The 17,786-nt window shown below is 70.3% G+C and carries 13 protein-coding genes and 2 pseudogenes; 7 read left to right on the top strand and 8 right to left on the bottom strand.

Going from position 1 to position 17,786, the window contains the following annotated elements; translation table 11 throughout:
* The first annotated feature begins 320 nt into the window (after positions 1 to 320).
* Positions 321 to 2,780 carry a DNA gyrase/topoisomerase IV subunit A gene (locus N8I87_RS30210; protein ID WP_263213464.1) on the top strand — a complete coding sequence of 820 codons (2,460 nt, stop codon included), beginning with the start codon at positions 321 to 323 and terminating at the stop codon, positions 2,778 to 2,780.
* A 42-nt stretch (positions 2,781 to 2,822) separates the two neighbouring features.
* On the opposite strand, the gene N8I87_RS30205 is transcribed toward N8I87_RS30210, so the two are convergent.
* Complete coding sequence (locus tag N8I87_RS30205; RefSeq protein ID WP_263213462.1) at positions 2,823 to 3,878, bottom strand: CobW family GTP-binding protein; 1,056 nt, start codon at positions 3,876 to 3,878, stop codon at positions 2,823 to 2,825.
* On the opposite strand from N8I87_RS30205, the gene N8I87_RS44100 reads away from it, so the two are divergent.
* Both N8I87_RS44100 and N8I87_RS30195 read left to right on the top strand, forming a co-directional pair.
* The gene (locus N8I87_RS44100; protein WP_317633504.1) at positions 3,792 to 4,706 is read left to right on the top strand and encodes a DUF6082 family protein; all 915 of its coding nucleotides are present in this window, start codon (positions 3,792 to 3,794) and stop codon (positions 4,704 to 4,706) included. The two genes, N8I87_RS30205 and N8I87_RS44100, sit on opposite strands and share 87 nt — an antisense overlap.
* 266 nt (positions 4,707 to 4,972) lie before the next feature.
* Positions 4,973 to 5,209, top strand: coding sequence for a hypothetical protein (locus N8I87_RS30195; RefSeq protein ID WP_263213460.1), 237 nt, complete (start codon positions 4,973 to 4,975; stop codon positions 5,207 to 5,209).
* 290 nt (positions 5,210 to 5,499) lie between these two features.
* Here the strand turns inward: N8I87_RS30195 and N8I87_RS30190 are convergent, their stop codons facing one another.
* The gene (locus N8I87_RS30190; RefSeq protein WP_263213459.1) at positions 5,500 to 6,663 is read right to left on the bottom strand and encodes a citrate synthase/methylcitrate synthase; all 1,164 of its coding nucleotides are present in this window, start codon (positions 6,661 to 6,663) and stop codon (positions 5,500 to 5,502) included.
* Between the two features lie 99 nt (positions 6,664 to 6,762).
* Here N8I87_RS30190 and N8I87_RS30185 point away from each other — a divergent pair, with 99 nt between their 5' ends.
* From N8I87_RS30185 to N8I87_RS30170, 4 genes and pseudogenes are all read left to right on the top strand, one after another.
* Positions 6,763 to 8,022, top strand: coding sequence for a citrate synthase (locus N8I87_RS30185; protein ID WP_263213458.1), 1,260 nt, complete (start codon positions 6,763 to 6,765; stop codon positions 8,020 to 8,022).
* Positions 8,023 to 8,076: 54 nt separating this feature from the next.
* Positions 8,077 to 9,018 (top strand): ferredoxin family protein, encoded by a 942-nt coding sequence (locus N8I87_RS30180; RefSeq protein WP_263213456.1) that lies wholly within the window; start codon positions 8,077 to 8,079, stop codon positions 9,016 to 9,018.
* Positions 9,019 to 9,119: 101 nt separating this feature from the next.
* Positions 9,120 to 10,009 (top strand): annotated as a pseudogene (locus N8I87_RS30175) (sensor histidine kinase); the annotation flags it as partial.
* A pseudogene (locus N8I87_RS30170) lies at positions 10,004 to 10,628 on the top strand (response regulator); the annotation flags it as partial. The pseudogenes N8I87_RS30175 and N8I87_RS30170, both read left to right, overlap by 6 nt.
* Positions 10,629 to 10,692: 64 nt before the next feature.
* Here N8I87_RS30170 and N8I87_RS30165 read toward each other — a convergent pair.
* The 6 genes from N8I87_RS30165 to N8I87_RS30140 all read right to left on the bottom strand — a co-directional run bounded on the left by N8I87_RS30165 (position 10,693) and on the right by N8I87_RS30140 (position 17,731).
* On the bottom strand, positions 10,693 to 12,285 hold the full coding sequence (locus N8I87_RS30165) for a monocarboxylic acid transporter (RefSeq protein WP_263213455.1): 1,593 nt from the start codon (positions 12,283 to 12,285) through the stop codon (positions 10,693 to 10,695).
* Complete coding sequence (locus tag N8I87_RS30160) at positions 12,282 to 12,830, bottom strand: DUF485 domain-containing protein (RefSeq protein ID WP_263213454.1); 549 nt, start codon at positions 12,828 to 12,830, stop codon at positions 12,282 to 12,284. The genes N8I87_RS30165 and N8I87_RS30160 overlap by 4 nt, the downstream gene beginning before the upstream one ends.
* A 68-nt stretch (positions 12,831 to 12,898) precedes the next feature.
* Positions 12,899 to 13,579 (bottom strand): response regulator transcription factor, encoded by a 681-nt coding sequence (locus tag N8I87_RS30155; protein WP_263213453.1) that lies wholly within the window; start codon positions 13,577 to 13,579, stop codon positions 12,899 to 12,901.
* Positions 13,576 to 14,727, bottom strand: coding sequence for a sensor histidine kinase (locus N8I87_RS30150; RefSeq protein WP_263213452.1), 1,152 nt, complete (start codon positions 14,725 to 14,727; stop codon positions 13,576 to 13,578). The genes N8I87_RS30155 and N8I87_RS30150 overlap by 4 nt, the downstream gene beginning before the upstream one ends.
* Positions 14,724 to 15,248 carry a DUF1453 domain-containing protein gene (locus N8I87_RS30145; RefSeq protein WP_263213451.1) on the bottom strand — a complete coding sequence of 175 codons (525 nt, stop codon included), beginning with the start codon at positions 15,246 to 15,248 and terminating at the stop codon, positions 14,724 to 14,726. Before N8I87_RS30145 ends, N8I87_RS30150 begins: the two co-directional genes overlap by 4 nt.
* A gap of 359 nt (positions 15,249 to 15,607) precedes the next feature.
* On the bottom strand, positions 15,608 to 17,731 hold the full coding sequence (locus tag N8I87_RS30140; RefSeq protein ID WP_263213449.1) for a DNA gyrase/topoisomerase IV subunit B: 2,124 nt from the start codon (positions 17,729 to 17,731) through the stop codon (positions 15,608 to 15,610).
* Positions 17,732 to 17,786 lie beyond the last annotated feature (55 nt).

Below are 17,786 nucleotides of genomic sequence, written 5' to 3'. Positions count from 1 at the left end.
CGCGGTCGTGAAACCGCGGCGTTCCTGCCGGTCCTGCCACTGTATGCAAGCGACCGGAGCCTCGGTGAAGTTCCCGCCGGACGTACGCCCACAGCGGATCGCGTAGCCTGCGGGAGTCGTGCCGCGGGGCGGCTCCTCCGGCGCCGCGCGCCACCGGGAAGGGCCACCGGCACCGGGTCCTGGCCCGGCTTGTCAGTACCGCGGTCCACAATGGTCCGATCAGACCCGTTCACGCTTCAGAAAGAGTGAGCCGAAGGGGTGCGTCGACACCGACGTGAGCGACCCGTAGGCGAGCGACCAGAAAAGAGGAGCCGGCAGCGATGGCCCGCCGCAGCACGAAGACCCCGCCGCCCGACGACTCGTACGAGGAGAAGATCCTCGACATCGACGTCGTGGACGAGATGCAGGGCTCCTACCTCGAATACGCGTATTCGGTCATCTACTCGCGTGCCCTGCCGGACGCCCGTGACGGCCTCAAGCCGGTGCACCGCCGGATCGTCTACCAGATGAACGAGATGGGCCTGCGCCCCGACCGCGGCTATGTGAAGTGCGCGCGTGTCGTCGGCGACGTGATGGGCAAGCTCCACCCGCACGGCGACGCGTCGATCTACGACGCCCTGGTGCGCATGGCCCAGCCGTTCTCCATGCGCGTCCCGCTGGTCGACGGACACGGCAACTTCGGCTCGCTGGGCAACGACGACCCGCCGGCCGCCATGCGGTACACCGAGTGCCGGATGGCCGAGGCCACGAGCCTGATGACCGAGTCGATCGACGAGGACACGGTCGACTTCGCCCCCAACTACGACGGCCAGGAGCAGGAACCGGTCGCCCTGCCCGCCGCCTTCCCGAACCTGCTGGTGAACGGCGCTTCGGGCATCGCGGTCGGCATGGCCACGAACATGCCGCCGCACAACCTCGCCGAGGTCGTCGCGGCCGCCCGGCATCTGATCCGCCACCCGAACGCGGACCTGGACACGCTGATGAAGTACGTCCCGGGACCCGACCTGCCCACGGGCGGCCGGATCGTCGGCCTCTCCGGGGTCCGGGACGCGTACGAGACGGGCCGCGGCACGTTCAAGATCCGCGCCACGGTGGCGGTGGAGAGCGTGACGGCGCGCCGTATGGGCCTCGTCGTCACCGAGCTGCCCTTCACGGTCGGCCCGGAGAAGGTCATCACCAAGATCAAGGACCTGGTCAACGCGAAGAAGCTGCAGGGCATCGCGGACGTCAAGGACCTCACGGACCGCGCGCACGGCCTGCGTCTGGTCATCGAGATCAAGAACGGCTTCGTGCCGGAGGCGGTCCTGGAGCAGCTCTACAAGCTGACGGCGATGGAAGAGTCCTTCGGCATCAACAACGTGGCCCTGGTGGACGGCCAGCCGCTCACGCTGGGCCTCAAGGAGCTCCTCGAGGTCTATCTCGACCACCGCTTCGACGTGGTGCGCCGCCGCTCGGAGTACCGCCGCGGCAAGCGCCGCGACCGGCTGCACCTGGTGGAGGGCCTGCTCACCGCCCTCGTCGACATCGACGAGGTCATCCGTCTGATCCGCTCCAGCGAGAACAGCGCGCAGGCGAAGGAGCGCCTGATGGAGCGCTTCTCGCTGTCGCAGATCCAGACCCAGTACATCCTCGACACGCCGCTGCGCCGCCTCACCAAGTACGACCGCATCGAGCTGGAGGCGGAGAAGGACCGGCTCAACGCGGAGATCGCCGAGCTGACCCGGATCCTGGAGTCGGACGCCGAGCTGCGCAAGCTGGTCTCCGCCGAACTGGCCCAGGTGGCCAAGAAGTTCGGCACCGAGAGGCGTACGGTCCTGCTGGAGTCGTCGGGCGCCCCGGCGGCGGCCGTGCCGCTGCAGGTGGCGGACGACCCGTGCCGGGTGCTCCTGTCGTCGACGGGTCTGCTGGCCCGTACCGCGAACGGCGAGCCCTTCGCGCGGGACGCCGAGGCCAGACGCACCAAGCACGACGTGATCGTCTCGGCGGTGCCGGCCACGGCGCGCGGCGAAGTGGGCGTGGTGACGTCGGCGGGCCGTCTGCTGCGGCTGAACGTGGTCGACCTCCCGCAACTGCCTGAGACGGTGGCGGCGCCGAACCTCTCCGGAGGGGCACCCATCGCGGAGTTCGTCTCCCTGGAGGACGACGAGACGGTGGTCTGCCTGACCACGCTCGACGAGTCGTCCCCGGGCCTCGCGCTCGGCACGGCACAGGGTGTCGTCAAGCGTGTGGTGCCCGACTACCCGTCCAACAAGGACGAGTTGGAGGTCATCACGCTCAAGGAGGGCGACCGGATCGTCGGCGCGGTGGAGCTGCGCACCGGCGAGGAGGACCTGGTGTTCATCACGGACGACGCGCAACTGCTGCGCTACCAGGCGTCCCAGGTCCGTCCCCAGGGCCGGCCGGCGGGCGGTATGGCGGGCATCAAGCTCGCCGAGGGCGTGAAGGTGATCTCCTTCACGGCGGTCGACCCGGCGGTGGACGCGGTGGTCTTCACCGTCGCGGGCTCGCGCGGCACGCTGGACGACTCGGTCCAGACGACCGCCAAGCTGACCCCGTTCGACCAGTACCCGCGCAAGGGCCGTGCCACCGGCGGTGTGCGCTGCCAGCGGTTCCTGAAGGGCGAGGACTGCCTGTCGGTGGCCTGGGCGGGCGCGTCCCCGGCGCGGGCGGCACAGAAGACCGGCACCCCGGTCGAGCTCCCGGAGATCGACCCGCGCCGGGACGGCTCGGGCACGTCGCTGGCGAAGACCGTGTCGGTGGTGGCGGGTCCGGTCTTCTGACCGGCCGGTCCGGTCTGTCAACCCGCCGGTCGGGTCTGCCGACTAGACCGGTGGGGCCTCTTCTTCGGGGTCCCGTACGTAGCGCAGGACGCTCCACATGCCGTGCACGTCGGCGTGTGGAGCGTCGTTCCCGCACGCCTGCAGTTCCTTGGCGAGGGTGGCGGTGTCGATGCCGGAGCCGATCAGGACGAGCTGGGTGAGGCGTGCGTCGGCGGACGTCCATGGCTGCGGGTAGAAGCGCAGGAACCGCCCGACGGCGTGGACGGCGTAGCGGTTCAGGGCGTCGTGGGGCCCGAAGTCGACGTACCCCTTGATGCGGTAGAGCCCTTCGGGCCGGCCGTCGAGGAACTCCATCAGCCGACGGGGGTCGAGGGGGACCTCGGAGACGAACGGCAGGCTGTCGTACGCCGTGTGCGGATGCCCGGCGTGCTCGGCGTCGCTGTCGTGGTCGTGGAGGTCGTCGAAGGACAGCTGCCCGACGCGCTCCTCGCTCGGCCTGCAGTCGAAGAGGAACTCCGGGTCGATGCGTCCATAGGTGGCGGGGACGACGGCGGCACGGTCGGTCAGCGAGCCGACGAGGCCGAGGACACGCTCGGCATCGGCCGCCCGGTCGAGCTTGTTGACCACGACCAGGTCGGCGAGGGCGAGGTGCCGGTCGATCTCGGGGTGCCGCTCCCGGGTGGCGTCGAACTCGGCCGCGTCGACGACCTCGACGAGTCCGCCGTACACGATCCCGGGATGCTCGCTGGCGAGCACCATCCGCACGAGCTCCTGGGGTTCGGCGAGTCCGCTGGCCTCGATGACGATGACGTCGATGCCGGCCGACGGGTTCGCGAGCCGCTCCAGATACAGATCCAGTTCGCTCGCGTCGACGGCGCAGCACAGGCATCCGTTGCCCAGGGAGACCGTCGAGTCGCCGAGTGCGCCGGCCACGGCCATCGCGTCGATCTCGATGGCCCCGAAGTCGTTGACGATCGCCCCGATGCGGCTGCCTCCGCTGCGGTGCAGGAGATGATTGAGCAGCGTGGTCTTCCCCGAGCCCAGGAATCCGGCCAGTACGACGACCGGGATCTGCTGCGGACCTCGGCTGTGCCCCACTCTGCGACCTCTCTCACGCGGACGCGTGCACCGGCCCTCGGCCCGGCGCACGAACGACGATGGAATGCCGACCCAGGATACGAGCGGGAAGAAACACCGCGAAGTGAACGATTGTTAGCACCTCTCGCGGGGCAGACGATGGGCAGGCGCCGGAGTGTGCGACCCTTGCTTCCCTCCGTGCGCCTCCTCTCCGCCTCCCCGCCGATCAGAGCCGCTCGGCACACTCTGGGAGACGGCAAGCGCCGCCCACCGCTCGCCGGTCCCCTCCAGTCGACCCGCACCCCGACGACCGGCGGACGGCCGCCTGATTCGGGGGTTGACATGGCCACACAGAGTTCAGGGATAGGGAGGATCGTTTCGGCTGCCAAAGCAAAGCTTGCAGCCGTCACCGACTCCATCGGCACGCGGAGGTTACGTCACCGCAGAAGGGCCGCTCTCACTCAACAACACCGGCTCCACTTCGACTTGATGTGCAAGGCCATGGACGATCCCGCCCTGGCCGCGGTGCTCGACACCTACGAAACCGACATTCCGCTGGACAAGCAGCGCCAGTTCCTCTTCGCGAACGCGCTCTACATCAACGCCCTGTACTTCCATCGGATCGAGGCCCTGTCCAAGGCGGAGCTCTACGGACACCTGCGGATCATGTGTCAGAACAGAGTCTTCCGTGAGTACTGGGAGGCGACCCGCCACCACAGGAAGAGCCTGCCCGAAACGTCGGAGGAGTTCCTTCTGGGCCGGATGATGGACGACCTCATCCAGGAACTCGCCGATTCCGACACGGACGAGTGGTGGGTTGTGGGCGAACCCCCCAGTGACCCGTCCTGATCGCACCGGTCCCTGCTTCACCCCTTCCCGGGGGATCCGTCAAGAGGCAGCGACCGAACTTCACTCGACTGCCTTGTCGCAACTCGGCCCCCGCGAGCACCAAAGTCGCTATCTTGTCGCTTGCCCTCTCCGGGCACTCCGATCCGGGCACTCCGACGAACACCCCTGCGCTCGGAGACAGATCGCTCCGACGCACACACCTGCCCGGAGACCGCCAAGCTCGGAGGAGACCTACTTACTCTGAGCCACAAGGCGGGTATCTCCCTGTGAAGATCGTGCGACGTGTCGGGGCCTCGCCTCGCGAGCGTGGCAGCACCACCGGTCAGTCATGCCCCGACATCTTCGAACTCAGTAACGGCGACTTCGCCGTCATTGGGCGAGAAGCCACCGCGGAACTCGACCCCGAGCTCCCTCCGGACGCCGCACGTGCCGACTATGAGCGCATCGTCGTCATCACACGCGAGACCTTGGTACGGGCCAAGAACGAGATTCCCGACGCCTGACAACGCCTGGCACAGTACAACGAGTTCTGCCGAGCACGGCACAACGAGTTCTTTCGCCACCGCCCTCGGTTGCCAGGTACGGCACTTGACTGGTCACGGCGGTCATCCCGATCGCCTTGGTGTGCCTGGCCTCCGTTGCCGTCACGAAGGCTGGTGCAAAGCCCCTCGTTCCGTCGCTACTGGCTCCTCTCCCGTCGGACAGCGTCGAAGGACGCTTGTTCCGGCTCTTCGACCGGGCCGTCAGTGAAACACGGACCGGAGATTCACCACCTGCCTGACTGCCGCTCGTGTCATCCCACCGTGGGCACCGCCGCCGGCTCCGGGCCCACATACCGGGCAACCGGACGGATGATCTTCGAATCCTGGGCCTGCTCCAGGATGTTGGCGCTCCAGCCCACCACGCGGGCCGCGGCAAACGTGGGGGTGAACATCTCGCGCGGCAGGCCGCACAGTTCCATGACCACGCCCGCGTAGAACTCGACGTTCGTGTGCAGTTCGCGTCCGGGCTTCAGCTCGGCGAGGATCGCCTCCACCTGGCGCTCGACCTCGACGGCGAAGTCGACGCGCGGGCCGCCGAACCCCCGGGCGATGTCCCGGAGCATCCGCGAACGGGGGTCCTCCGTGCGGTAGACGGCATGCCCGAAGCCCATGATGCGGTCACCGGCGAGAACGCGTCCCCTGATCCAGGAGTCGATCCGGTCCGGGGCCCCTATCGCGTCCAGGGTGTCCAGCGCGCGGCTGGGCGCACCTCCGTGCCGCGGCCCGGACAGCGCACCCACCGCTCCCACGAGACACGCCGCCACATCCGCGCCCGTCGACGCGATGACCCGGGCCGTGAAGGTTGACGCGTTGAAGCCGTGATCAATGGTTGAGATCAGGTACTGCTCGATCGCCCGGGCCCGCCGGGCATCCGGCTCCACACCCGTGAGCATGTAGAGGTAGTTGGCCGCGTACGACAGGTCTTCGCGCGGCTCCACCGGGTCGAGCCCCTGCCCGAGCCGGTACAGCGCGGTGAGCAGGGTCGGTACGGCCGCGCAGGCGGCGAGGGTGTCCGCGCGGCGCCGGTCCGCGTCGATGTCGTACACCGGCCGGAATCCCTTCGCCGCGCCCAGCAGCGACAGTGCCGTGCGCAGCCCGGCCAGCGGGCCGGACGTGCGGCTCGCGGCGGCGACGGCGGGCAGGGCAGCCCGGACCTCGTCGGGCAGGCGCCGCAGCCACGCGGTCCGGGCGGTGAAGGCGGTGCGCCGCTCGGCGTCCGGCAGTTCGCCGTGGACCAGGAGATGCCAGACGTCCTCGAAGCCGCGGGTCCGCGCGAGTTCGACGGCCGAGTACTGGCGGTAGTGGTAGAAGCCCTCGATCCCCCGGACGTCGCCGATCTCGGTGTCGGTGACGACGACGCCCGCGAGTCCGCGCGGGACGTCGACGAGGGTGGCCGCGGCCCTGTTGATGGACATGGTTCTCCTCCCTGGACTTGATTCAACTGTCAATGCTTGACTATTGCTCTGTCAATATTGATCCAGTCAATATATCGGGAGGCGGCTACGGTGATCCCCATGCGCGATCAAGAACCGGCTTCCGGCCGCCCCGGGCGGAGGCTGAGTACCAAGGAGACCGCCGAAGCGCTCGGTGTGAAGCCGGAGACCGTGTACGCGTATGTGAGCCGCGGTCAGCTCAGTAGCAGGCGCGAGCCCGGCGGCCGCGGCAGCACCTTCGACGCCAAGGAGGTGGAGGCCCTCGTCCGGCGCAACAGGCGGGAGAGCAGCGTGCGTTCGGGTTCCGGCGGTGAACTGTCCGTACGCACCCGCATCACACTGATCGACAAGGACCGGTACTTCTTCCGGGGCGTGGACGCCACCCGGCTCGCCGCCGACCACTCCTACGAGGAGGTCGCCGAGTGGCTGTGGACCGGGCGGATGCGCGCCGGCGTGACCTTCACCGCGCCAAAGGCCGTCGTCGCCGTCGTCCGCCGCGCCGTGGACGCCCTGCCCGAGCACACGGCACCCACCGACCGGCTGCGGGTCGCGGCGATCGCCGCGGCGGCGGAGGACCCGCTGCGCTTCGACCTGTCCGAGGAGTCCGTGCTCGGCACCGCGCGCGTCCTGATCCCCACGCTGGTCGCCGCCCTGCCGCCCCAGCCGTACGCCCACCACCACGACGACGGTCCGCTGGCCCACCGGCTGTGGGGCAGGCTGACCGGGCTCGAGGCCGACGAGGCGTCACTGCGCGCCCTGGACACGGCACTCGCCCTGCTCGTCGACCACGACCTGGCCGCCTCGACGCTCGCGGTGCGGGTCGCCGCCTCGGCCCGCGCCCACGCGTACGCCGCCGTCTCGGCCGGACTCGGCGTGATCGAGGGCCCGTTGCACGGCGCGGCCAGCGGACTCGCCCACCGGATGCTGCAGGACGTGCTCGAACGGGGCACCGCGGTCCCGGTGATCGCGGACGAACTGCGCGCCGGCCGCCGCATCCCCGGACTCGGCCACCGGCTCTACGCGGGCGAGGACCCACGCGCGCGTGCCCTGTTCGCCCTCCTGGAGCGGGTCCCGCGCGCGGAACCCGCCCTGCTCGCGGCCCGCGACGTCGTCGCCACCACCGCCCGCCACACCACGCTGCACGCGAATGTCGACCTGGCCCTCGCCGTACTCACCGTGTCCTCGGGCATGCCCGCCACGGCAGGCGAGACGATCTTCGCCGTGGCCCGGACAGCGGGCTGGATCGCCCACGCCCTGGAGGAGTACGGGGAACGCCCCTTGCGCATGCGGCCCAGCGGACACTACGTGGGACCGAGACCACCTCAACCGCTGCCTGAGTAGGACACCAGCCCGGCTGGAAGTCGCTCCGAGGAAAGTCAGGTTAGGCTCACCTCTGTGAGTAGGTGTGCGACCGTCTCCAGGAGCCTCGAAGAGCCCGTTTCCGGCACCGCGGCCACTGCGACGACATGGCTGCTGCTGGAACAGCCCGGTCCCTGGGGTGCCAAAGCGCTCGCTTCGAGCCACCTGGACCCCGCACTGGGACGCGCGCTGGAGGCAGCCACCGAGGGAACCGGCGTACGGATCGCGCTGATCCGGCGTCCCGGACGCCACGCCGACCTCGGCAGGACCGCCATGCGGCAGGTCTACGCCGCCCACACCGTTCCCGGGAACACCTGGCTGCGCAGCGCCACGACCTGCGACCCGGAACAGCTGCGCGCCCTCGACTTCACCGCCCTCGGCGCGGGTGACCACCGTTCGTTCGACGTGGCACTGCGCGCCCAGGCGTACCCGGACGGCCCGCTGGCGCTCGTCTGCACCAACGGCAAGCGCGACCGCTGCTGCGCCCTTCTGGGCCGCCCGCTCGCGGCCGAGCTCGCCGCGTCCGGTGTGCGCGGCACCTGGGAGGTCACCCATCTGGGTGGTCATCGTTTCTCGCCGACCGTGCTCGTGCTGCCGTACGGCTACGCCTACGGCAGGGCCGAGGCGCACGCCGTCAAAGAGGTCATGCACGGCGCGCGGGAGGGCCGTGTCGTCGTCGAGGGCTGCCGCGGGTGCTCGGCCTGGGAACGTCCCGGCCAGGCGGCCGAACTGGCCGTGCGCACGGCCGCCGACGAGTACACGGCGGGCACGCTGAGCGTCGTACGGACAGAAGGCGGGGCGCAGCGCTGGGAGGTGACCGTGGCCCATGCCGACGGGCGCCGGTGGCGCGTCACCGTGGCCCAGGGCGCCTCGCTGCCGCCCCGGCCGGAGAGCTGCGGGGCGTCGGTGCTCGGTACCCCGGCCCGGATGGACGTGGTGGCGGTGCACGAGCTGACCACGACGGCCCTGGCGAGCTGACGGCCCGGGGCGAGGCCCACCCGGATCTCCCACGATCCGGTCAAGAGATCCACGCCACACCCCCTACGGCAGGGCGCGCCCGTCCACGCACCGTCGTGGGTATGAGCCCCACTCCCCCCGCAGCCGTCTGCGCCGGTCTGCCGCGGCGGGTGTTCTCCCAGGTGCTGCTGATGCAGGTGGCGATCGCCGCGGGAGTCGCCGTGCTCGCGACCGGGCTGTTCCTGGCGCCGCTGAGCAAGCAGCTCGACAACGAGGCCATGCGTCGTGCGCTGGCGATCGCGCAGACCACCGCGCAGAATCCGCAGGTCGCGACGGACCTCCAGAACTCTCCGCCGACCGCCGACGGCCCGGTGCAGCGGGAGGCGGAACGCATCCGGCACATCACCCACGCCGAGTACATCGCGGTCATGGACCTGCGGGGCAACCGCTGGTCGCACACGAACCCGCGGCAGATCGGTCTGAAGGTCTCGACCGACCCGGAGGATGCCCTGGCCGGCAAGCAGGTCATGGAGATCGACACCGGCACCCTGGGCCGCTCCGCCCGCGGCAATGTGCCCCTGTACGACGCCGACCACCGGATCGTCGGGGCGGTCTCGGTGGGCATCGCGTACGACAGCGTGCGGGCCCGGCTGATCAGCTCGACCCCGGGCTGCTCGCCTATGCGGGCGGCGCGCTCGCGGTCGGCGCGCTGGCCGCCTGGCTGATCTCCCGCCGGGTCCAACGGCAGACCCGGGACCTGGCCTTCTCGGACATCTCGGCGCTGCTCGCGGAGCGCGAGGCGATGCTGCGCGGTATCCGAGAAGGTGTCGTCGCCATAGACCGCACCGGCCGCATACGTCTGCTCAACGACGAGGCGCGGCGGCCGCTGGGCATAGGTGACGAGGCCGTCGACCGGACGCCGGACGACGCGCTGGGCGAGGGCCGTACGACGGACGTCCTGACCGGCCGGGTGACCGGCACCGACCTGCTCACGGTCCGAGGCCAGCGGGTTCCCGGCTTCCGGGTGGCCGCCCGCGCACAGCGCCACTCAGGCCCTGGCCAGCGTGGAACGCGGTGGCATCGACCTGGTGCTGCTCGACCACTGTCTGCCGGACCGGACCGGCCTCGAACTCGTCCACCTGATGCGGGAACAGGGCCATGGCCCCGACGTCATCATGATCACGGCGGCCAGCGATGTGACGACAGTGCAGAAGGCGATGCGGCTGGGAGCCCTGCGCTATCTGGTCAAGCCGTTCACCTTCGCCGCCCTGCGCACCCGCCTGGACTCCTACGCCGCCCTGCGCCGCACCGTCGACCTGGTCGGCGGCCGGGGCCTGACCGGGCAGGAGCAGGTCGACCGCATCTTCGGCGCGCTGCGGACCACGCCCGCGCCGAGCGCGCCCGGCCTGCCCAGCGGTCAGTCCGAGCCCACCACGGACCTCATCTGCGGCGTCCTGCACCGCGCCGGCCACCCGCTGTCCGCCCACGAGGTCGCCGCCGAGACCGGCCTGAGCCGCTCCACCGCCCAGCGCTACCTCCGCCACCTGGAACAGGCGGGCCGGCTCCGCCTGTCCCTGAAGTACGGCGACGCGGGACGCCCCGAGCACCGGTACGCATGGGTGGCACCGTGACGTGTCGTCGCCCGGGCGCACGGATGTCTCCGCGGCGGATCACCGCCCTGGCACGCGGGCCGCACTACACGGCCCCCGCTCCGGTCAGCGACCGCACCTCGGTCTCCGCGTGCTTGGCCTCGTCCGGGACCTCGGCCGAGGTGACCGTCCCCAGCCAGCCCGCGAGGAAGCCCAGCGGGATGGAGACGATGCCGGGGTTCTGCAACGGGAAGTACTGGAAGTCGACGGCCGGGAACAGCGAATCCGGGCTGCCGGACACCACCGGGGACAGCAGGACGAGCCCCAGGGCCGGAACAAGCCCTCCGTAGACGGCCCATGCCGCGCCGCGTGTGGTGAAGGCACGCCAGAACAGCGAGTAGAGCAGCACCGGCAGATTCGCCGACGCGGCCACGGCGAAGGCCAGGCCCACCAGGAAGGCCACGTTGAGGTCTCGGGCCAGCAGGCCCAGCCCGATCGCGACCACACCGATACCGACCGCCGCGACCCGGGCCACCGCCACCTCGCTGCGCGGCCGGCCACCCCCGCGCCGCAGGGAGGCATACAGGTCGTGGGCCACCGACGCGGAGGAGGCGAGGGTGATCCCGGCGACCACGGCGAGGATCGTGGCGAAGGCGACGGCCGCCACGACCGCGAAAAGCACCGTTCCGCCCGTGGAGTCGGCGCCGCCGCCCAGGTTGAGCGCCAGCAGCGGAACCGCCGTGTTCCCGGCCGCGTTCGAGCCGCTCACAGCCTTCGGCCCGACGATCGCGGCCGCCCCGAAGCCGAGCACGATGGTCATCAGGTAGAACCCGCCGATCAGCCCGATCGCCCACACCACCGAACGGCGCGCGGCCCGCGCGGTCGGCACGGTGTAGAACCGGGACAGGATGTGCGGCAGTCCGGCCGTGCCCAGCACCAGTGCGAGGCCCAGGCTGACGAAGTCGAATCGTGCCGTCCAGTCCCCGCCGTACTTGAGGCCGGGCGCCAGGAACGCGTCCCCGTGACCGCTGCGCTCGGCGGCCGTGAGCAGCAGTCGGTCGACGTCACCGTGGAACCGCAGCAGGACCAGCACGGTCAGCGCGATCGTCCCGCCGAGCAGCAGAACAGCCTTCACGATCTGAATCCACGTCGTGGCCCGCATCCCTCCCAACGACACATAGATCACCATGAGCGCACCGACCCCGATGACGGTCCACGCCTGCGCCGCCTCGCCGCTGCGCCCGAGCAGCAGCGCGACCAGGCTGCCCGCCCCCACCATTTGCGCCACCAAATAGAGAACGGACACGGTGACCGAGGACGTTCCCACCGCGATCCGCACCGGACGCTCGTTCATCCGCGCGGCCACCACGTCGGCCAGCGTGAACCGTCCGCAGTTGCGCACCAGTTCGGCGACCAGGAACAACACCACCAACCAGGCCACCAGGAAGCCCACCACGTACAGCAGTCCGTCGTAGCCGAACAGGGCGATGAGACCGGTGACTCCGAGGAACGAGGCGGCCGACATGTAATCGCCTGCAATGGCAAAACCATTCTCCATAGGGGAGAAGAGCCGCCCGCCGGCATAGAACTCTTCGGCGGAACCCCGCCGGTTACGGCTCACCCACGTGGTGATCGCCAGCGTGATCGCCACAAATCCGCTGAACAGCAGCAGTGCCAGCGTCTGGTGATGGCTCGTCATGAAGCACCACCGCGCACACCACGCGTCAACTCCTGTGTGTCCCAGCGCAGATCAAGCGCCGCCCGGTCCCTGTGCAACCGCGCATGCCGGGTGTAGGCCCAGGTGAGGAGGAAGGTGGTGACGAACTGCCCGAGTCCCGCGAGTATCGCCACGTTCACCGCGCCCACCACGGGCCTGGCCATGAACCCGGGCGCCGTCGTCGCCGTGACCACGTACCCCACGTACCAGGAGAAGAAGACCGCGACCCCGGGCACCACGAACCTGCGGTACCGACTGCGCACTTCCTGGAAGGCCGCGCTGCGCTGCACCTCCAGGTACACGTCGCGCGCCCGAAAGGCCACCCGCTCCTGCCCTTCGCGCGCGGCCGGCACCACCGGAGTGGGCACGCCCGTACCGTCCAGCTCGCCCCAGCCGGAGGCCAGTGCGTCGTACCAGGGGTCTTCATATCCCACGTTGCGGGAAGCCGGGCCATGGTCTTCGTGATTCCCGGCCGAACTCTCGGGGCCGCCTCCGCCTTCACGGGGACGGCCGTTGCTTGACTGCATGCCCAAGGATGGACAGATCGGGAAGATCCCTGACTCTTCTTCCCCCGGCTCTCACCCCATCAGGTGACTCAACCGGCCGGTGGACGCACCAGTCCCTTTCCGTACGCGTAACGCACCGCCTGGGCACGGTCCTTGAGCCCGGTCTTGGCGAAGAGGTTGTTGATGTGGGTCTTCACGGTCGCCGTGGAGACGTGCAGCCTGCGGGCGATCTCCTGGTTGGTGAGACCCTCGGCGATCAGCACCAGCACCTCGGTCTCCCGCGCCGTCAGTCCGTCGGGCGCCTCGGCGCGCTCCGGTCTCGGCTCGGGCTCCGACAGCCGCTCCAGCAGGCGCCGTTGGACACTCGGCGACAGCCCGGCGTCACCCGAGAGCACGCTCTCCACGGCCCGCACGATCTCGTCGCCGCCCGCGTCCTTGGTCAGGTAACCGCGAGCCCCCGCTCTGAGCGCGGGGAACAGCGACTCGTCGTCTGCGTACGTGGTGAGCACCACGACCTGGGTCCCGGGGTGCTCCGCCCGGATCCGCCGGGTTGCCTCGACACCGTCGCAGCGGGGCATCCGCAGGTCCATCAGGACGACGTCCGGGGCGAGTTCGGCCACCAGCTTCACCGCCTCCTCACCGTCGCACGCGGCCCCGACGACCTCGACGCCCGGCAGCAGCCCGAGCAGCATCACGATGCCCTCCCGGACCACGGTCTGGTCGTCCGCCACGACCACCCGCGCGGGCCTCCTGCCTGCCTCCTCCGTCATACGGGCACCTTCAATGTCACCGCGAACCCCTCCTCGTCCGGCCCGGCCTCCAGCGACCCGCCCAGCAGCTCGGCACGCTCCCGCATGCCCAGCAGACCGTACCCGGCGCCCGACCCGGTGAGTTCGCCCGCCGCACCGCCCGAGTCCCGCACGTCCAGGGTCACTTCACGGTCGCTGTAGTCCAGCCACACCCGGACCTTGGCGCCGTGGGCATGCTTGCGCACGTTCGTCAGCGCCTCCTGGGCGACCCTGCGCACGGCCTGGGACGCCTCCGCGGGCAACGGTCTGCGCTCACCCGTGACGGTGACCTCGGCGCCGTCGGCCGCGCTGACGAGCTCGCCGAGGAAGTCCTCCAGCGGGGTCAGGTCACCGCGCAGCGCGGAGAGTGCCTGCCGGGTCTCGGCGAGACCGTCCCGGGCCATCCCCCGCGCCGCCACCACCCGTTCCAGGATCTGCTCCCGGTCGGCGCCCCGCTCGATCAGCAGGCGGGCCGCCTCCAGGTGCACGAGCTGCGCCGAAAGGCTGTGCGCGAGCACGTCATGGATCTCCCGCGCGATCCTGGCCCGCTCCGCCAGCGCCGCCGACTCCGCCTCGGCCACCCGGGCGGCACGCTCCTGCGCGAGCAGACGCTGGGCGTTGCCACGCGCTTCGGCGTCGAGGCGCAGGACATAGCCGGCGAGGGCCATGCCCGCGACGGTGGCGGCGGTGGTCAGCCAGACGTCGTTGTTGAAGGCCGAGTACGAGGCGAGGGCGACGGAGGTCACCGGCAGAGCGGCGGCGAGTGGCAGTCGCTCCAGGGCGGAGATGCCGCACCCGCACCAGATCACCAGGGCGGGCGCCTTGAAGCCCGTGGCCTGCGCCGCTACCGCGATGCCCAGCAGCACTCCGATGAGGGCCAGGGAGGGCAGGAGCCGGTGCGCGTACGTCGTGCGGAAGAAGGCCCAGGAGACGACTGCGGCCACTATGACGGCCACGGTGGCGGCGACCGCGCCCAGGACATGGACGTGACGAGCGTCGAAGGCTTCCCAGAGGAGTATGGCGAGCACCAGGAGCCGCACGGCCCAGGCGAGCATCCTCCGGGGCCGGGAGATACCCGTGCGACCGAGCGCCTCGCGGGACGGCCAGCGCGTCCAGGCGTTCTCCGTCATACACTCTCCTTCCACGCCGGCCCGGCCACGCCGTCACCGTACGCCGCGGCCTGTGCGACGGGTGTCCTCAGCGACTGCGCACGCCAGGCCAGGATCCCGGAGCGGACCAGCAGGGTGCCCGCGAGTGCGACCATGAGCGCGGAGGTGTCCTGGCGCACGCCGATCACGGCGCCGAGCGCGAAGAGTCCGACGCGCGCACCGATGCCCACGGCCCAGACGAGCACGCTCGCCTTGGTGCTCTTGGTCCAGACGACGCCGTCCGGCTCCTCCCACACACGGGTGGTCCAGGCCCAGCCGACGCCGGTGGCCAGGCCTATGAGCACCTCGGCGGCGAGCAGCAGAGCGGATCCGGTGCGGTGCTGGGCGCCGAGTATGCCGGGCCCGCGCAGCGCGAGGACCGCGAGGATCACGGGCACGACCCACCATCGCCGGTCGGTGTCGATCGGACGGGCACGGAACTGCCGTACGACCACCAGCGCGACAACGGCCGCGATCACCAACGCGTTGACGAGCCCGGACATCAGAGCCTCCGTGAGCGGGAAGGGGATGCCGGCAGCGAGTCCTGCCGACGCCTTCGACGCTACGGAAATTCGCAGGTCAGCAGATCGGAGCGGGGGTGGATCGTGGGTGGATCCCCGCGGGCGGGCCTCATCCACCTACGGGTGGAGATGCGCCGAAGCCGCACGAGTACCGCGAGGCCGCACGAGTACCGCGAGGCCGCACGAGTACCGCGAGGCCGCACGAGTACCGCGCAGTGAGGCGAGCCCCGTTGGACCAGGCCAGCCTCGCGGAACCAGGCGAGTGCCGGCAGAGCCCGGCGAGTACCGCCGAGTCACCCACCTGGGCCGGTCAGGCGACCGGCCCAGGCCCGGCGCAGCCGCTACGCGTCGATCCGCGACCGGTCCAGCGTCGCCGCCGAGCTGGAGATGAACTCCTTGCGGGGCGCGACGTCGTTGCCCATCAGCAGATCGAAGACCTGTTCGGCGGCCTCCAGGTCGGAGAGGTTGATCCGGCGCAGGGTGCGGTGGCGCGGGTCCATCGTGGTCTCGGCCAGCTGGTCCGCGTCCATCTCGCCCAGACCCTTGTAGCGCTGGATGGAGTCCTTGTACCGGACGCCCTTGCTCTGGAACTCCATGAGCTTGTCGCGCAGCTCACGGTCCGAGTAGGTGTAGACGTACTTGTCCTGGCCCTTCTTCGGCTGGACGAGCTCGATGCGATGCAGCGGCGGCACCGCGGCGAAGACACGGCCGGCCTCGACCATGGGCCGCATGTAGCGCTGGAACAGCGTCAGCAGCAGGCAGCGGATGTGGGAGCCGTCGACATCGGCGTCCGTCATCATGATGATCTTGCCGTACCGGGCCGCGTCGAGGTCGAAGGTCCGGCCCGAGCCCGCCCCTATGACCTGGATGATCGCGCCGCACTCGGCGTTCTTCAGCATGTCCGTCACGGACGACTTCTGGACGTTGAGGATCTTGCCGCGGATCGGCAGGAGCGCCTGGAACTCGGAGTTCCGGGCCAGCTTCGCCGTGCCGAGCGCGGAGTCTCCCTCGACGATGAACAGCTCGCTGCGCTCGACGTCGTCGCTGCGGCAGTCGGCGAGCTTGGCGGGCAGGGACGAGGACTCCAGGGCCGTCTTGCGGCGCTGCGCGTCCTTGTGCTGGCGGGCCGCGATGCGCGTACGGGCGGCGGCGACCACCTTCTCCATGACGACCCGGGCCTGGGCGGCCGCGTCGCGCTTGGTGGAGGTCAGGAAGGCCTTGAGCTCCTTGGTGATCACGTTGTTCACGATCCGGCGGGCGGCCGACGTACCGAGGACCTCCTTGGTCTGGCCCTCGAACTGCGGCTCCGCGAGACGGACGGTGACGACCGCGGTGAGCCCCTCCAGGGCGTCGTCCTTGACGATGTCGTCCTCGGCGACGCGCAGCAGCTTCTTGGCGCGCAGCACCTCGTTCATCGTTTCCTTGACGGCCTGCTCGAACCCGGCGACGTGGGTGCCGCCCTTGGGAGTGGCGATGATGTTGACGAACGACCTGAGGGTCGCGTCGTAGCCGGTCCCCCAGCGCAGCGCGACGTCGACGCCGAGCTCGCGCGTGACTTCGGTGGGCGTCATCTGGCCGTGGTCGTCCAGGACCGGGACGGTCTCCTTGAAGGTGCCCTGTCCGGTGAAGCGGAGGACGTCGCAGACCGGCTTGTCGGTCGCCAGGTACTCGCAGAACTCGCTGATGCCGCCGTCGAAACGGAAGGATTCCTCGCCCTTGCTGCCGCCCTCGCCCAGGCCGTACTCGTCACGGACGACGATGGTGAGGCCGGGCACGAGGAACGCGGTCTGGCGGGCGCGCTGGTGCAGCGTCTCCAGGGCGAGCTTCGCGTCCTTGAGGAAGATCTGGCGGTCGGCCCAGTAGCGCACGCGCGTGCCGGTGCGGGTCTTGGGGATCCTCTTGGCCTTGGCCAGGCCGCTCTTGGCCTCGAACTTGGCATCCGGGCCGTCCTTCGCGAAGACGCCCGGGACACCCCGGCGGAAGCTGATGGCGTGGGTGTGGCCGCCGCGGTCCACCTCGACGTCGAGACGGGCGGACAGCGCGTTGACCACGGAGGCACCGACGCCGTGCAGACCGCCGGAGGCCGCGTACGAGCCACCGCCGAACTTGCCGCCGGCGTGCAGCTTGGTCATGACGACCTCGACTCCGGACATGCCGGTCTTGGGCTCGACGTCCACGGGAATGCCGCGGCCGTTGTCCCGCACTTCCACGGAGCCGTCGTCGTGGAGGATCACCTCGATGTGGTCGCAGTAGCCACCGAGGGCCTCGTCCACGGAGTTGTCGATGATCTCCCACAGGCAGTGCATGAGGCCGCGGCTGTCGGTTGATCCGATGTACATACCGGGGCGCTTGCGCACGGCCTCGAGGCCCTCAAGGACGAGCAGGTGCCGCGCGGTGTAGTTGGAACCGTCCCGGTCTGCTCCTGCCAGCAACGCTGTGGACGGCACGGACTTATCGGCGGTCACGCGGTTCGCTCCTCGCTGAATTTCAGTTGGGCCCCTTCTGGGTAAGGGCCCGGCT

It is taken from the genome of Streptomyces sp. HUAS 15-9, from assembly GCF_025642155.1.
Lineage (GTDB): Bacteria > Actinomycetota > Actinomycetes > Streptomycetales > Streptomycetaceae > Streptomyces.
The sequence above is the reverse complement of the archived record's forward strand: the minus strand, read 5'-3'. Positions and strand labels throughout refer to the sequence as shown.

Coding starts and splice junctions, on each gene's coding strand:
- N8I87_RS30165 (WP_263213455.1), bottom strand. CDS start 12,285: ATGACGAGCCATCACCAGACGCTGGCACTGCTGCTGTTCAGCGGATTT.
- N8I87_RS30160 (WP_263213454.1), bottom strand. CDS start 12,830: ATGCAGTCAAGCAACGGCCGTCCCCGTGAAGGCGGAGGCGGCCCCGAG.
- N8I87_RS30190 (WP_263213459.1), bottom strand. CDS start 6,663: ATGTCCATCAACAGGGCCGCGGCCACCCTCGTCGACGTCCCGCGCGGA.
- N8I87_RS30155 (WP_263213453.1), bottom strand. CDS start 13,579: ATGACGGAGGAGGCAGGCAGGAGGCCCGCGCGGGTGGTCGTGGCGGAC.
- N8I87_RS30210 (WP_263213464.1), top strand. CDS start 321: ATGGCCCGCCGCAGCACGAAGACCCCGCCGCCCGACGACTCGTACGAG.
- N8I87_RS44100 (WP_317633504.1), top strand. CDS start 3,792: ATGATTGAGCAGCGTGGTCTTCCCCGAGCCCAGGAATCCGGCCAGTAC.
- N8I87_RS30185 (WP_263213458.1), top strand. CDS start 6,763: ATGCGCGATCAAGAACCGGCTTCCGGCCGCCCCGGGCGGAGGCTGAGT.
- N8I87_RS30150 (WP_263213452.1), bottom strand. CDS start 14,727: ATGACGGAGAACGCCTGGACGCGCTGGCCGTCCCGCGAGGCGCTCGGT.
- N8I87_RS30145 (WP_263213451.1), bottom strand. CDS start 15,248: ATGTCCGGGCTCGTCAACGCGTTGGTGATCGCGGCCGTTGTCGCGCTG.